Here is a 14,080-nt window from a genome sequence, read left to right on the forward strand (position 1 = left end):
CCGGGGACGCCATGCTTCTCGGCCGTCTGAAGAACGAGTTCTTCGACGATTGGAGTAGTCATGACCGCGATCATGCCAGGAGCGACGGACACCGAAAGACTCTCAACTCCTCATCCCGTAGGAGCAGTTACAGCGAGGACTGTCCTTCGACCGCGCTGTTGCCCGGTAGGGGCCGCTTCGACCCCAGGGCGCGGTTTGGGGCCGGAGGGTGCCATCAGCTCGCACCCAGATCAGCCTTACCGGCACCTCCTGTGCACCGGCCGTCCGCGGTAGGTGCTGACCGCCCCGTCCGGTGCTGCGGCCGATGGGCTTTTGCCGGACACCCCCTACCGGTGTACCCCCGCCAACGCGGCGAGCGCGGCATCGTTGGCCCGCCGGCTGCCGACGGTGAGCCGCAGGCCCTCGCCGGGGTAGTGGCGAGCCTGTACATGCGCAGCGGTGAGTGCCGCGGCACCCTCGTCGACCGGATCCGGGGCAGCGAGCCAGACGGAGTTGGCGTGGCCGGGGCGTATGTGCCAGCCTCGCTGGAGGAGTTGGGACTGGAGCCGTTCGCGTTCGGCGATGACGGTGTCCACGCGTCGGCGCAGCTCGTCGGCGGCGCGCAGCGAGGCCTTAACTGCCGCAGTTGCCACCGCGTTGATCCCGAAAGGCAGCTGTTGTCGGCGTATCCGTGCCACCAGGCCGGTGGCGCCGATTCCGTAACCGACCCGCAGGGCGGCGAGGCCGTACGCCTTGGAGAAGGTGCGCAGGACAAACAGGTTGGGGTGCTGGAGTAAAAGGGTGAGCGTGTCCGGCAGGTTCGTGTCGCGGGCGAACTCGACGTATGCCTCGTCGAGGAGCACGGTGACGTGCCGGGGGACCTGGCGCAGGAACGCCGACAGCGCGTCGGCGGTGACCAGGCTCCCGGTGGGGTTGTGCGGATTGCACAGCACCACGACGCGGGCGCGATCGTCGAGCGCCGCGAGCAGGGCGCCCAGATCCTGGCATCCGTCCGGGGTCAGGGGTACGGGGACGGGCTGGGCGTCGACCATGGCTGCCAGCAGGGGATAGGCGTCGAAGCTGCGCCAGGCGTAGACAAGTCTTTCGCCGGGATCGACCACGGCCTGCAGCAACTGCAGGGCCACCCCCACCGAACCGTTGCCGACCACGACGTTGTCGGGACTCACCTGGCACCACGCGGCGATTTCCTCCGTGAGGTCGTCGGGGTAGAACGGCGGGTACCGGTGCGCCTGTGCGACAGCACGTCGCATCGCCCTGCGGACCGAGGGCAGCGGGGGGTACGGGCTCTCGTTCAGCGCCAGCCGGTGCAGCACGGGGATGTCCATCCGTCATCCCCGCCCGCCGTGCCAGCGGACCGCGACGGCACCGGCGAAGTCGCCCGCGTGGGCGAATCCGCCGAGCACCACCAAGTCGCCGTCCTCGACCTGCCGTGAGCGGATCGCGTGGTCCAGAGTGATCGGGATCGCCGCTCCGAACAGGTTGCCGTACTCGTCGAAGGTGTTCAGGTGCCGTTCGGCGGGCAATTGCAGCGCCTCGCGCCAGTTCCGCAGAAAGGTGCGGTTGGGCTGGTTGGTGATGAGGACGTCGATGTCGGCGGTCGCCATGCCGAGTCGCCGGCACAGGTCTGTGACGACTTCGGGGACGAGGCGGTTGCCGCGTGCGAGGACCTTGGCGACGCTGGAGTCGGTGAACCCGATGCGCAGTTGGGACTCTCCCGGCTCCCAGTACTTTCGGCCGTCGTCGACCGCCACGGTCATGTCCCCTGCGTAGTCGCCGATATGCCGGGTTTCCACGTCGAGTACCGGACTGTCGGCCGACGTCGTCACATATCCCACGCCGCAGCCGTCGCCCGGGATCGCGGCCTGGGCGAACCGTCGCACCTCGGACTGTGTGAACCACTGGCCCGCGGCGCTCTGCGCATTGCAGATCAACGCGGTCTTGGCGTCGGTGGTGGTCAGGATCTGCCGCGCCAGCTTCAACATGTACACGAAGGACGCGCAGCCCGCGTTGGCCACGTCGACCAGCCACTCCGGGTTCAGGCCGAGTCGGCGTGCCACCTCGGTGCCGGCGCCCACGAACGGCAGATCCGGGAGCTGGCTGTGCACCAACAGTACGTCCACAGCCCGGATTTCGGCCCTTCCATGCCGTTCGATCAGGGGCTGTACGGCGCGCTCGACCATGTCCGCGTTGGTCTCGTCCGCTGCCACGTGGTGCCGCAGCGGCGGGACCTTGAACATGGGGTGGCTGCGCAACTTGTCCTCGGCTCCCGGGTACTTGGTATAGAAGGCCGCGGGGACCGGCTCGCCGGGCAGGTAGCTTGCGACGTCGCTGAGACTGACCGTGGTCACCGAGCCACCGCCTTCACCGGAGCGACGCAGACCGGCAGGCCATTGCGGTGGCGGTGTTCAAGGATCGTCTTGAGGTTGTTCATCTCCACGGTGTGCCCCGCGTAGAAGAGGTCCCAGAAGTCGCCCACCCAGGGCCGGTCCGGGCGGGGAGTGATGTCGGGGTGCGGATTGTCGTCGTAGTAGGGGTGGCGGCAGTTGGTCCAGGTGATCACCGACCCCGGTTTGTCGAGGACCAGGCGAGCCGGTACGACGCGCATCAGGTAGATCATCCACAGCCTGTCCCCCTGGTCCCAGGAGCAGTGGTAATCCACGGTCATGGCCTCTGGGTTGGCGGCCACCTTGCAGTAGATCCTGGTGTCGTCCTCGAGCCGGTCGTAGCCGGCCCACAGCCCCGGCGTGCCGGTGGGCGCGAAGTCGCGCAGGGTGCAGGTCCACTCCTCCAGGTGGTGGCCCTGGCGCAGGTAGTCGTAGACCTGCTCCGGGGGACAGTCGACGTACTCGTGGATGGTGCAGTACTGCCCGTAGATCTGATGGTGGGGGTAGACGGCATGGGTGAGTTCCATGCAGTGGGCGGTCAGCTCCTCCTTGCCGGTGTTCTCGATCCGCATCAGACCGGGGATGTCAGCCAACGTGGACGACGCCTCGCTCATGGGAACTCTCCTCGCTGTCGGTGGTTTCGGTGGCTCGGGTGGCTTCGGCGAAGGACTGGAAGGGCAGGAACGGGGGGATCTCAGACGGCTCGCAGTCCAGCGCGATGAACGCCGGGCCGCCGCCCGCGTTGCTGCGCACCAACGCCCTGCGCAGGTGCGCAGCGTCTTCGGCCCCGGTGACCTGCAGCGTCGGGAAGGCAGCCGCCATCCCGGCGGCGAGGTCGGTCCGGGAGAAGAGGTCGTCGCTGCGGACGCCGCCCTGGAAGAACTCCTCCCGCACCGCGCACATGGCGTGGGCGTTGTTGTTGAAGATGACGAAGGTCACGGGCGCGGCGTGCTCCACGGCCGTGTGCACTTCCATCCCGTGCATGAAGAAGGCCCCGTCCCCGGCGAGTACGTAGGTGCGTCGGCCGGTGGCGAGCGCGGCGCCGATTGCGGCCCCGAAGGTGTAGCCCATGCCTCCCATACCGACCGCCACGACGAAGCGGCCGTAGCGCGGTGCCGGGAGGAGGTGGATCGCGCTGGCCCCCGCGTTGCCGGCGTCCACGAAGACGTGCGCGTCGTCGGGGAGTGCCGCCTCCACCGCGGCGAGGGCTTCGGTGTAGGGAATGGTGCGGCCTTCGGCCCCAGGGTCCGGGCTCGGCATGACGGTGGGAAGGGGTCCGGAGTGCTGTGGGCAGGCGCGTCGCCGCGGCGGGAGGAGGCCGGTCACCTCGCGGAGCGTGTCCGGCAGGTGTCCGAGCAGCGTGGTGCCCGGCACGAACGGTGGTTCGGCACCGAGGCAGACGATTTCGGTGGCGGCCAGGGCCCGGTCGAGGCCCCCGCGGGCCAGGAGCGGCAGCCTGGTGCCGACCAGCAGGCACACATCGGCCTGCCGCAGACAGTCTTCGACGTTGGCATGGCCCATCACCCCGGCAACGCCTGCGAATCGGGGGTCACTGTTGTCGAAGACGTCCTTGGCGTCGGGAGTGACCGCCACCCACGCGCCGAGGCGTTGGGCCAGTTCGGCCAGTTCCGCGCGTGCGTCCGTGGCGGCGACGTCTTCACCGGCGATGACGAGGACGCGCTCGGCTCCGCGAAGGGTGTCCGCCACGGCGGTGACGGCCACGGTGTCGAACCGTGCCGCTGCCGTCGGGCCCGACGGCAGCACACCGGGCACCTTGGCCACGCCGCGGCCGGGCAGCTGCACCCGTGCCTGCTGTACGTCCTTGGGCAGCAACAGCACGACCGGCCCAGGTTGTTCGGCCCGTGCCGCCGCTACGGCACGAGGCAGCAACTCCGTGAGCGAGTCCGCGTCATCGACGCGCGCGCAGAACCGCGAGACAGGTGCGAAGACCTCCCTGGCGTCGAAGGAGCCCGCCCTGCCGCTGGTGTCCTGGAACGCCCCGTGGCCTTCCTGGCCGGTCGGAGGCTGGCCCACCAGAGCCAGCACAGGCACCCGGGAGGCGTACGCCTCGGCCAGGCCCGGCAGGAGATTCATGGCACCACCGCCCGAGGTGGCGGCGACGACGCCGAGACGCCTGGTCGTACGGGCGTATCCGTCGGCCATGGTGACGGCTGAGAACTCGTGTTTGGCGACGACGCCGCGGACGGCGCCGGTGCGGTGAACGGCGTCGTACACGTCCTCGATGTTCGCGCCGCCGACCCCGAACACGTGGGTGACGCCGGCCCTGGCGAGTTCGCCGACCAGGTAGTCGACCAGACGTACCCTTCCTGCCTCGGGTAAGTCCGCGTTCTTCGGAGTCATACCGGGCTCCTGTCCGTCTCGTGGTGCGGGTCGATGAAGCCGGATGGCGAGATGAGCTGAAAGCGGTGCCGGTATTCCGTCGGGGTGAGTCCCAGCGTTCTCCCGAAGGAGCGGAAGAAGGTCTCGGGGGCGACGAATCCGCAGCGGCGCGCTATCTGGCTGATCGTGAGGTCGGTGGTTTCCAGCAGCTCGCGGGCGCGGGCGATACGGGTCCGCTCGATGTACTGGCCGGGGGTCGTGCCCGCCTCGCGCCTGAAGACACGGGCGAAGTTGCGCAGACTCATGTTGGCGCGCCGGGCGATCTCGGCGACGGGTAACGGGTTGTGCAGGTTGTCCAGAATCCACTCCTGTGCGGCACGGATCGGCGGATGGTCGGCCAACTGGGCGTCGAGAACGGCGCTGAACTGCGACTGACCACCGTGCCGCTTGAGGAACAGCACCAGAAACCGTGCCGTCTGCAGCGCGCACGCCGAACCGTGGTCGGCCTCCACGAGGGCAAGCGCCATGTCGATCCCCGTCGACACGCCGGCGGAGGTCACAAAGGGGCCGTCCCAGACGAAGATCGGCTCGGCGTCCACCGTCACGTCCGGATAGCGGCACGCCAGGGCCTCGCTGTACGCCCAGTGCGTGGTCGCGCGTCTGCCGTCGAGGAGGCCCGCCTCCGCGAGCAGAAAGGATCCGCCACATACGGAGGCCACTCTGCGGGACCGGGCCGCCGCCTGGCGGATCCAGGAGACCAGCGCCCGGTCCTGAAGCGCCCCGTTCAGGCTCCATCCGCCCGGCACGAGGAGCGTGTCGATCGGACCCTCGCCCGCCTCCAGCGGCGCGGCTTCCACCTTCATCCCGGAACTCATGCGCACCAGTGGTGCTTCGGGGGAGACGAGCTCGATCCGGTACGGGGCGCCCTCCGGAGCAAGGAACCGGTTGGCGGTATCGAACACTTCAATGGGTCCAGTGATGTCCAGCGCCATTGCGCCCGCGTACACCACCACCACAACACGTCGCTCAAACACGATCACAGCCTGTATCGAGTGCCGCACTGGCTGCAATGACAGATCATTGACGTATCCGGCCAACGCGCGGTCGTCGAGTACGTAAGAGCAGTGCTGGCCATGCAGTTCGTGCCGTGAGCGGCTGGCGGCGGGTGAGACAGCTCACAGGGCACCTACTGCGCCACCACTCGGGCCAGCGGATGTGCACTCGATCTGCCCAGGAGGCACTGGGCGTCGTCAAAGCCATCAAGGACCCAGGACCCCGACCATCCACGTCCGCTGCAAGCAGTGACGAAGTCCTGAGTGACGGATTTGCGGCGTGCTGGGCGAGTGCGCGGGTTGCAGACGCGCGGCTGGCACCGGCATTTGGGGGGTCTTCTCTCCGGTACGGCGCCGAACGCCTGGATCACCTAGGCGGCGAAGCGCCGCGAGGCTGTGAACCGGCAGGCACGCGGCATGTCCGCAAGGGCTCAGCGCGCCGTGGGCATCAAGATCAGGTCGTCGTCGACGAAGCCGGGCGCAGGTGGCCGGACTCCTGGGCGCGGTGGGTCAGTTGGCCGACGGCGTGCAGAGTCTCTTCCCGATCGGCGAAGAGGCCCGTGGTCTCGTGGAAGGCCGTCATGAAGGCGTCTGCGAACCCCGGCTGTGGACACGGAGTTCACAGATCGGCTTGACCAACCTCCGGAAGCCGTGTCAACGGTCCGTCCACGAGGGCGTCGCGAACGGCGGCATGGGAACCCCGCCGCTGCACGGCGACGGTCTCCACGATCAGCGCCTGCTTGGTGGGGAAGAACTGCTACACGGGTTTGCCACCGACTTCGCGGTGCCGCTCGCCGAGGGCGGCGAACGGCGGTGAACGGCGGTGAGGCGATCGCAGATCCGGTAATGCTGCGGCACCAGGGCGGGATGTTCGGCTCGGTCGCCTCTCCACCCACGGTCTGGCGGTTGCTCGCTGACACCGATTGGGCTGCAAGTGCCTCACTGCGAGCGGGCCGCGCTTGCGAGCCGTTCGGGGGCGTGACGCCTTCAGGTGGGCGCGCCGCACGGGTTACCGCCGGGCCTCGCGACGGCGCACGAGCAGGACCGTGCCTGCACCGGTGGCTATGACTGCGGCCGAAGGGTGCTTTAGGCTCGGCCAGGTGATCTTCGACAAGTTCCCCATCGTCGGCGGCTTCCGGGAGCTGGAGTACGGCAGTGCGGAGGGGCCGTCGATCCGAGCTGCTGCGCGCATGACTGCGCCGGGGTATGAAGGTGATCTGGTTCGATACCTGCGCGCCGGCACGACCTTGGTCGCCACGCCTTCAGCCGTGCCTGACGTGCTCAGCGAGAGTGGCGCGTTCATCGGAGGGCTGCACCTGCTCACAGACGGACATTGGCTGTGGTACTCCGACCTGGCCCACTACGTGGGGCGCTATCACGTGGAGCTTGACCCGGCGTTCATCGAGCACGCACGCAGCAACAGCTGGACCGTTCCGCAGGTAAGCGACGAGCGCCTCGAAGCGATGGTGACGTTGCTGATCGGGAGTCAAGGTGAGCCGGGCTGATGTTGCTGCCCGCGTTTGGCTATCAGGCCGAGGTTCGGGTCAACGGGCGCTGACCCGCGCGGGAAACCGGCCCCACTCGGGTCAGGCGGCGGACCATGATGCCGATCATCGCCCAGCGGACCATCGTCTCGGAGGGGGCAGGACTGGTCTCGTAATCGCGGGCCAGGTGTCGGTGGGCGGTGAGCCACGAGAAGGTACGTTCCACCGCCCACCGCTTCGACTGGACTTGGAACCCTTGCTGGTCGGGGGCGTTGCGGACGATCTCCAGCTCGCGACCGAGCACGGTAGGGGTCCAAACGACCAGACGGCCGGCGAAGCCCTGGTCCGCCTCGGATCTTCTTGACACCTGGATGGTCGAGGCGAGTCCACAGCAGCGGTCGGCGGGCGCCATCGCGGTCCTGGACACTGGCCGCGACGACGTGCACGGCCAGCAGCAGGCCGAGAGTGGCGGTGACGATGAACCGCTTGCGGCCCTTGACCTTCTTGCCCGCATCGAATCCCCGTGGGGCCGCCGGGACGGTATCGGCAGTACGAACAGACTGCGAATCGATCAGGCCCGCGCTCGGCTCGGCGTCGCGGCCATCGGCTTCGCGGATCCGGCCACGCAGGGCGTCGTGGATGCGCTGGACCGTGCCGTCATCGTGCCACCAGGTGAAGTACCAATACAGCGTCGGCCACGGAGCGAAGTCCCTCGGCAGTGGCCACCAAGCACAGCCGGTCCGCCCAACGTAGAAGATCGCGTCCACGATCCGCCGCCGTGGATGTTTCTCCCGCCGCCCGCCCTTGGGCCCCACCCTCGCGGGCGGCAGCAACGGCCCACCAACGCCCACTGCGCGTCCGTCAAGTCCGACGGATACCTACCTCCAGCACCGCTCACGGAGTGTGCAACGACCACACCAGCAACGGGCCACGGCAGAACTCAAACGCGGTCTCAAAGTGAGAACAGCCTTTCAGCACGCTCTAGCCGACGGGTTCGGCCTCGTAGGCCCGCAGAGCCGTGATGCGTGGCTGAGATCCATCCAGGGTGCCGTCAGCCAGCGGTACCTGGGCAGAAGACCCGAACGGCGCGTACATCCCGCCGGATTGGCGCGGTGGCCAGTCCTGCCCGGTCAGGCGTCTATAGCGCGGCGGGCGGACCCGTGGAGCCTCGCCGCAGATCCCGTTTCGACGGTCCTCGAAATCTTTGTGGCATCATCCAGCGCCCTCTACGTTGAAATACCAAGCAATTCACCGCAGCGTGAGCTGTTGGCCCTCACAGCACGCCAGCGCGGTGGCGCAGGGGACGGCACAGCGGGCAGTTCGAGGCGCCCGGCGAGCCCGCACCGGGCCGAACGCGGCGAGGTGCCAACTCCTGGCGAAAAAAAGGACATTGAGAGGTCTCAGATGCGTCTTCACCAGCGAGCGGTCGCTGCCGTCTTCGTGACCACCGTGGCTCTGACCGCCCTCGCCCCCCAGGCCGTGGCTGCCCCCATGCCCTGGGAGACCAGCAAAAGCCCCACCCACCACGTCGTCTCCTCAGCGGCCAGCACCAGCGGGACCGTCGCCGTGCTGTGTGGCCCCCCTTGCTACCAGTAGGTGCCACCACCGAAAGCACTCAAAGTGAGCTGGGCCCGGGGTACTTCGTAGTCGCTGGGAGCGTCCCGGCGGCCGATCGCGTAGGCCCAATGGGGCGAACCGGCAGGAGGCGAAGACCCCCGCGAACACGAGTAACTCTTCCGGACTGTCAACGGTCCCCACGGGGCGCGATGCTGCGGGGCTGGCGTCTCCGAGGCGGGCAGGAGCCACGCCCGCCTCGCCAGCCGCCCGACATATCCGCGCCGCCCCCATAACCGCTCGCCCAGAGATCACGCAGACCCTCTTGCCTGCCGTCCCGTGCCGTGCAATCGCACAGTGCCGCGGCGTCTCGCCGAACCACATCCACGGGCGGTGGGCCCCCGGTTCTCACCCACCCTGCCAGCCGCTCGACGGCAAGATCACAGCTTCCCAGTGCGTTCTGACCGATGAATTTGCCGCCGACCTCGGGTCACCACCAAGGCGGCGAAAAACCTGTCCGAGACCACGGCAGGTCGGCTGGATGGCGCTGGTCTACGTACGCCGTGGCGGAACGTGCCTGATTGGGGACGCAGCATGTTGAACAGCGAACCGGATGTTGCGCTGGGGCCCTTCTCGTCCCCGAGCGCGCGGGCGACGCCATGGGCGTCGGCGTGGGCGGTGCTGGCCGAGGCGGAGGTGTTCTGGCTCTCCACGGTGCGCCCGGACGGGCGACCGCACGTGACGCCGCTGTTGGCCGCGTGGAGTCTGGGTGGCATGTGCTTCACCACGGGCAGCCAGGAGCGAAAGGCACGCAACCTGGCGCGCAATCCTCGCTGTGTGCTGACGACCGGCACGAATGCTTTGACCGGTCTGGACGTCGTCATCGAGGGCGCCGCACACACAGTGGACGGGCGCTCCGAGCGTGAACAGGCTGCCGCCGATTTCGAGCGGAAGTACGGTGCGCATCTGACCAGCCCTGACGGAGCCTGGTACAGGTTGGGCGAGGTCGTCATCGGCGGCGGCGTCAGTCTGTATCGAATCGAACCGACTGTGGGGTTCGCGTTCGGCAAGCTACCGACGTCCAGCGAGACGCGCTACACCTGGCCGAACCAGTGACGATCATGTCCACACTGCAGCAAGAGATCCAAAGTGTCCTGGACGAACTCGTGGATCGGCGGGCAGAGACCGGTCTGCAGGTCGCCGTCTACCACCATGGCGCTCTCGTCGCCGACGCCGTGGCCGGCGTCGCCGACGCTCGAACCGGGCGCAGGGTGACTTCGCAGACGTTGTTCTTCAGCTTCTCCACGGGCAAGGCCATGACGTCGATGATCGCTCACCTGCTCGTCGGGAGGGGAGTGATCACATACGACACACCATTGGTCGACGTGTGGCCGGAATTCGGCGCCCACGGCAAGGAGAAGGCGACTCTTCGACACGTGCTGACCCACTCGGTCGGTGTGCCGGCTGTGCCACGATGCATCGGCCCTGCTGATCTCTGCGACTGGCCGCGGGTCTGCAGCGCCATTGCCGACGCCGAGCCGCAGTGGCGGCCCGGGACCGAGACCGGCTACCACTCGTTCACCTACGGCTTTGTGGTCGGTGAAGTCGCCCGCCGGGCCACCGGGAAAACGATGCGGCAGCTTCTACGTGAATGGATCACCGTGCCCCTGGGGATCGACGGCGAACTGTATTTCGGTGTGCCCAGCACCGAGCTGCCCCGCTTGGCATGGCTTGAGGACGCTGCACCCCCGCCGGCCACCGCACCCGACGAGGCCATCCTGGCGCCCTGGGAGATGCAACCGATCGCGGCTCTGGGGAACAGCCACCAGATCTTGTCGGCGGACGTCCCGTCCGTGGGCACCTTCACTGCGCGGGGAATCGCTGCCATGAATGCGGCGGCACTCAACGGTCAGCTCATGGACACAGCCCAGCTGGAACGGCTGACGGCGGTGGCCTTCGAGGGAACTGACCGGGTTTTCGGCAACCACGCGCGACTGGGCCTGGGCTGTCCGCTCGGGCGCCTCGGTGCCCCGCCGAACGAACCCTCGACCGCGTTCGGCTGGGTCGGTGGAGGCGGCAGCTATGTCTACGCCGACCCGGCCGGCAGCGTCTCCTTCGCCATGACCAAGACTCGCCTCACACCTCATTTCAACACCGCGCAACGACTTGCCGACATCACCGCGGCCGGCACGGTTGAAGCTCGACAGCGGGATGGTTTGCCCGGTGGTCGAGTGATCCAGTGAGGCCATCTTGTGCAGGTGGGAGAGCCGAATTCATACCGTCGACACCGTGCCGAGCCGTGAAAGCTGTGCGCCGGGCGCGGATACCGTTCCGGCGTGAGCAGTGACGCAGACCCCTTGAGGGGGACGTGGTACGACGCCTCCGTGCGCTCTCGTGTTGCCGTGATGGCGCGGCACGACCCCGAGCATCGCCGCTTCGGCGCCTCCCACCACCACTATCGGCTTCACCCGCCTCTGAGCCGGGAGACGATCAGCTCGTTCGAACGGCTGCACGGCATCACCCTGCCGGCTTCCTATCGAGGCTTCCTGGGCTCGGTAGCCGGCGGGGGAGCGGGCCCGTACTACGGACTTTTGGGCCTGGCCGAGGAAGTGGACGATCAAGAAGCCTTGTTTGACCTTCGAGCAGAGTGCCTGGAGCCGGGCTTCCTTGCCGCCCCTTTCCCGCACACCACCGGCCGGCCGGGCCCTGACAAGGGAGGCAGCGCTGACTACTCGGTCGCAGGGACGCTCGTCCTCGGCGAGGTCGGCTGCGGCGCTTTCTCTCGCCTCATCATCACTGGAGGCCGTGCCGGCCAGGTGTGGCTCGACGACCGCTCCTGGGGTGGTCTGACCCCAGGACCGGACTTCGGCGAGTGGTACACAGCATGGTTGGCATCCACGAGCTAGAGCTGTCCTACCGCTGAAAGTGCCGCTCCGGATGGTGTGGCCGTCTGATTCCGCCGGTGCTGGGCGGGGCGGCCGAGTCACGGGTGTATTGCTGCCGCCTCCTCGAGGACTTCGCGGGCCACGGGGACTGCCTGCGCGCGGTCCTCTGGGACCACGCCGATGCGGGAGCGGCGGTCCAGGAGGTCGTTCTCGTCCAGGGCGCCCTCGTGCCGGACGGCCCAGAGGAGTTCGGCGCGGGTGACGGGGTGGCCGGGGAGCACCGGCTCGGCCAGCGCGGGGTTCTGGTCGGCGAGGGCGTGGACTTCCACGGCCTCCGTGCCGTATCGGCGGACCAGGCGGCGGGGAACGGGCAGTGCGCGCAGTCGTTCGGGGGAGGCCGCACCGATGAGCGGCAGCCCGGCGGTGGCGGAGGGGGCGGCGCGCAGGCCACGGGCCGCGATGGCGGCGTCCACGGCGTCCTGTGCCATCCGCCGGTAGGTGGTGAGCTTGCCGCCGACCACGGTGGTGACCCCGTCGGGCGAGGTCAGTACGGCGTGCCGGCGGGAGATGTCGGAGGTGCGGTCCGGGGAGCCGCCGGTGGAGGTGTCGAGCAGCGGGCGCAGGCCGGCGAAGGCGCCGACCACCTCGTCCCGGCCGACCGGCACGTCCAGGGCCGAGCCCAACACGTCCAGCAGGAAGCCGATGTCGGTCTCGGGCACCTCCGGCACGTCCGGTATCGCGCCCTCGACCGGCTCGTCGGTGAGGCCGACGTACACCCGGCCGTCCCCTTGTGGCAGGACCAGCACGAAGCGGTTGGTCTCTCCGGGGACCGGGATGTGCAGGCCGGCCGGCAGGGCTCCGAGCCGCTGCGAGCGCAGGACCAGGTGGGTGCCGCGGGAGGGCCGGATGCGGATGCCGTCGGCGAGGGTGCCCGCCCACACCCCGGTGGCGTTGATCACGGCACGGGCCCTGATCTCGCCCTCCTCACCGGTGAGTTCGTCGCGGACGCGGGCGCCGGTGTCGTTCAGTTCCAGTGCACGCACCCGGGTCAGCACGCGGGCGCCATGCGCGGCGGCAGTCCTGGCCAGGGCCGTCACCAGCGCTGCGTCGTCGGTCACCTTGCCGTCCCACGACAGCAGTCCGCCGCGCAGGCCGGAAGCGCGGACGGCGGGCGCCAGGTGCCGGGCCTCCGTCGCGGACAGCCGGCGTGGCGCGGGCAGCACCGGGCGCGGGGTGCGGGCGGCCAGCCGCAGCAGGTCGCCGGCCCGGAACCCGGCCCAGGCCAGTGAGGCCTGGGCCCGGGACACGAGCGGGGTCAGCGGCAGTACGAACGGCTGCGCGGCCACCAGGTGAGGGGCCGTCCGGGTCATCAGCACCCCGCGTTCGACCGCGCTCTCGTGGGCGACGTCGAACTGCGCGGAGGCCAGGTAGCGCAGCCCTCCGTGGATGAGCTTCGAGCTCCAGCGGGAGGTGCCGAAGGCCAGGTCGTGGGCGTCCACCGCGACGACGTCCAGGCCGCGGGCCGCAGCGTCCAGGGCGACGCCGGCCCCGGTGGCGCCGAGCCCGACGACCAGGACGTCGACCGTCCGGCCGTCCGTGGCCTGGGCCAGTTCCCGGCGGCGCCGGTGTGCGCTCAAGGACGAGCCGGGCGCGGCCTCGGTATGGCTCATGGCGTCAGGGTCCTCTCCAGGAGGGTGCGCAGTTCGCCGAGGAACGCGGCCGAGTCCAGCTCCGGGTCGTCCTCGTCGGTCATCGTGCGCAGGGACAGGGTGAAGGACTGCACGGTCAACAGCAGCGCCCGCGCCTGCCGTTCGGCGTGGCCGGGCCGTACCGAACCGTCCGCGTGGCCCTCGCGCAGCGCGTCGCTCAGCAAGCCCAGGAGCGCCTCCTGGCTCGCGCCGCGCCGGTCGAGGACGTACGGCAGGAGCAGTTCCGGGTCGACATCGACGATCTTGCGGAAGAGGGGGTGGGCCCGGAAGGCCTCGACCCCGGCCACCAGTCCGTCCACGATCCGGGTGCGCGTGCCGGTGCCGGACGCGGGGTCCGGTATGGCCCGGGTGGCCACGCCGACCCACTCCCGCGTCATGAGGTCGCCCACCAGGGTCCGCAGGTCCGGCCAGCGCCGGTACAGCGTCATCCGGGAGACCCCGGCGCGGCGGGCCACGTCGGCGAGCGTGGTGCGCCGCACTCCGACGGCCAGAACACAGTCGCGGACCGCGTCGAGGACGGCGTCGTTGTCCGATCCGCCGCCCGAACCGTTGTGACGAATAGGCGTCATGTGTCACAGTGTAACGCCTCGGGGTCGAGACGACACCGGCGTGGTCCCGATGGCAAGCCGAGCCGCACGGAGGCGGGCACCGAGGCAGGCCGCCCCCGAATCG

General features: G+C 69.1%; 13 protein-coding genes and 1 pseudogene. 5 read left to right on the top strand and 9 right to left on the bottom strand.

Annotation, left to right across the window (positions count from 1 at the left end):
- Positions 1 to 326 precede the first annotated feature (326 nt).
- Genes M8J74_RS20830 through M8J74_RS20850 form a run of 5 tightly spaced genes read right to left on the bottom strand, consistent with a single transcriptional unit; the run spans position 327 to position 5,758 of the window.
- Complete coding sequence (locus M8J74_RS20830; protein WP_249837882.1) at positions 327 to 1,325, bottom strand: histidinol-phosphate transaminase; 999 nt, start codon at positions 1,323 to 1,325, stop codon at positions 327 to 329.
- Positions 1,326 to 1,328: 3 nt separating this feature from the next.
- The gene (locus tag M8J74_RS20835) at positions 1,329 to 2,348 is read right to left on the bottom strand and encodes a 3-oxoacyl-ACP synthase III family protein (RefSeq protein ID WP_249837883.1); all 1,020 of its coding nucleotides are present in this window, start codon (positions 2,346 to 2,348) and stop codon (positions 1,329 to 1,331) included.
- Positions 2,345 to 2,998 (bottom strand): SRPBCC family protein, encoded by a 654-nt coding sequence (locus tag M8J74_RS20840; RefSeq protein WP_249837884.1) that lies wholly within the window; start codon positions 2,996 to 2,998, stop codon positions 2,345 to 2,347. Before M8J74_RS20840 ends, M8J74_RS20835 begins: the two co-directional genes overlap by 4 nt.
- Positions 2,970 to 4,745: a thiamine pyrophosphate-binding protein gene (locus M8J74_RS20845; RefSeq protein WP_249837885.1), complete on the bottom strand. Its 1,776-nt coding sequence runs from the start codon at positions 4,743 to 4,745 to the stop codon at positions 2,970 to 2,972. The genes M8J74_RS20840 and M8J74_RS20845 overlap by 29 nt, the downstream gene beginning before the upstream one ends.
- Positions 4,742 to 5,758 (bottom strand): GlxA family transcriptional regulator, encoded by a 1,017-nt coding sequence (locus M8J74_RS20850; protein WP_249837886.1) that lies wholly within the window; start codon positions 5,756 to 5,758, stop codon positions 4,742 to 4,744. The genes M8J74_RS20845 and M8J74_RS20850 overlap by 4 nt, the downstream gene beginning before the upstream one ends.
- 502 nt (positions 5,759 to 6,260) lie before the next feature.
- On the opposite strand from M8J74_RS20850, the gene M8J74_RS20855 reads away from it, so the two are divergent.
- Both M8J74_RS20855 and M8J74_RS20860 read left to right on the top strand, forming a co-directional pair.
- Positions 6,261 to 6,593 (top strand): hypothetical protein, encoded by a 333-nt coding sequence (locus M8J74_RS20855; RefSeq protein WP_249837887.1) that lies wholly within the window; start codon positions 6,261 to 6,263, stop codon positions 6,591 to 6,593.
- A gap of 283 nt (positions 6,594 to 6,876) precedes the next feature.
- A complete protein-coding gene (locus M8J74_RS20860; RefSeq protein WP_249837888.1) occupies positions 6,877 to 7,281 on the top strand; it encodes a hypothetical protein in 405 nt (134 codons plus the stop codon).
- Between the two features lie 22 nt (positions 7,282 to 7,303).
- On the opposite strand, the gene M8J74_RS45140 is transcribed toward M8J74_RS20860, so the two are convergent.
- Complete coding sequence (locus tag M8J74_RS45140; RefSeq protein WP_443744578.1) at positions 7,304 to 7,672, bottom strand: hypothetical protein; 369 nt, start codon at positions 7,670 to 7,672, stop codon at positions 7,304 to 7,306.
- A gap of 40 nt (positions 7,673 to 7,712) precedes the next feature.
- Positions 7,713 to 8,111 (bottom strand): annotated as a pseudogene (locus M8J74_RS45145) (transposase); the annotation flags it as partial.
- A 1,297-nt stretch (positions 8,112 to 9,408) separates the two neighbouring features.
- Between M8J74_RS45145 and M8J74_RS20870 the strand changes: the two are divergent.
- The 3 genes from M8J74_RS20870 to M8J74_RS20880 all read left to right on the top strand — a co-directional run bounded on the left by M8J74_RS20870 (position 9,409) and on the right by M8J74_RS20880 (position 11,720).
- A complete protein-coding gene (locus M8J74_RS20870) occupies positions 9,409 to 9,930 on the top strand; it encodes a pyridoxamine 5'-phosphate oxidase family protein (RefSeq protein WP_249837889.1) in 522 nt (173 codons plus the stop codon).
- Between the two features lie 5 nt (positions 9,931 to 9,935).
- On the top strand, positions 9,936 to 11,057 hold the full coding sequence (locus M8J74_RS20875; RefSeq protein WP_249837890.1) for a serine hydrolase domain-containing protein: 1,122 nt from the start codon (positions 9,936 to 9,938) through the stop codon (positions 11,055 to 11,057).
- 93 nt (positions 11,058 to 11,150) lie between these two features.
- Positions 11,151 to 11,720: an SMI1/KNR4 family protein gene (locus M8J74_RS20880; protein ID WP_249837891.1), complete on the top strand. Its 570-nt coding sequence runs from the start codon at positions 11,151 to 11,153 to the stop codon at positions 11,718 to 11,720.
- Positions 11,721 to 11,797: 77 nt separating this feature from the next.
- Here the strand turns inward: M8J74_RS20880 and M8J74_RS20885 are convergent, their stop codons facing one another.
- Together M8J74_RS20885 and M8J74_RS20890 are read right to left on the bottom strand one after the other, a co-directional pair.
- On the bottom strand, positions 11,798 to 13,369 hold the full coding sequence (locus M8J74_RS20885; RefSeq protein WP_249837892.1) for a glycerol-3-phosphate dehydrogenase/oxidase: 1,572 nt from the start codon (positions 13,367 to 13,369) through the stop codon (positions 11,798 to 11,800).
- Positions 13,366 to 13,977 carry a TetR/AcrR family transcriptional regulator gene (locus M8J74_RS20890; protein WP_249837893.1) on the bottom strand — a complete coding sequence of 204 codons (612 nt, stop codon included), beginning with the start codon at positions 13,975 to 13,977 and terminating at the stop codon, positions 13,366 to 13,368. Before M8J74_RS20890 ends, M8J74_RS20885 begins: the two co-directional genes overlap by 4 nt.
- Positions 13,978 to 14,080: the final 103 nt, after the last annotated feature.

The sequence above is a fragment of the Streptomyces panaciradicis genome (assembly GCF_023516615.1).
GTDB lineage: Bacteria > Actinomycetota > Actinomycetes > Streptomycetales > Streptomycetaceae > Streptomyces > Streptomyces panaciradicis.

Coding starts and splice junctions, on each gene's coding strand:
- M8J74_RS20830 (WP_249837882.1), bottom strand. CDS start 1,325: ATGGACATCCCCGTGCTGCACCGGCTGGCGCTGAACGAGAGCCCGTAC.
- M8J74_RS20840 (WP_249837884.1), bottom strand. CDS start 2,998: ATGAGCGAGGCGTCGTCCACGTTGGCTGACATCCCCGGTCTGATGCGG.
- M8J74_RS20845 (WP_249837885.1), bottom strand. CDS start 4,745: ATGACTCCGAAGAACGCGGACTTACCCGAGGCAGGAAGGGTACGTCTG.
- M8J74_RS45140 (WP_443744578.1), bottom strand. CDS start 7,672: ATGGCGCCCGCCGACCGCTGCTGTGGACTCGCCTCGACCATCCAGGTG.
- M8J74_RS20870 (WP_249837889.1), top strand. CDS start 9,409: ATGTTGAACAGCGAACCGGATGTTGCGCTGGGGCCCTTCTCGTCCCCG.
- M8J74_RS20875 (WP_249837890.1), top strand. CDS start 9,936: ATGTCCACACTGCAGCAAGAGATCCAAAGTGTCCTGGACGAACTCGTG.
- M8J74_RS20885 (WP_249837892.1), bottom strand. CDS start 13,369: ATGAGCCATACCGAGGCCGCGCCCGGCTCGTCCTTGAGCGCACACCGG.
- M8J74_RS20890 (WP_249837893.1), bottom strand. CDS start 13,977: ATGACGCCTATTCGTCACAACGGTTCGGGCGGCGGATCGGACAACGAC.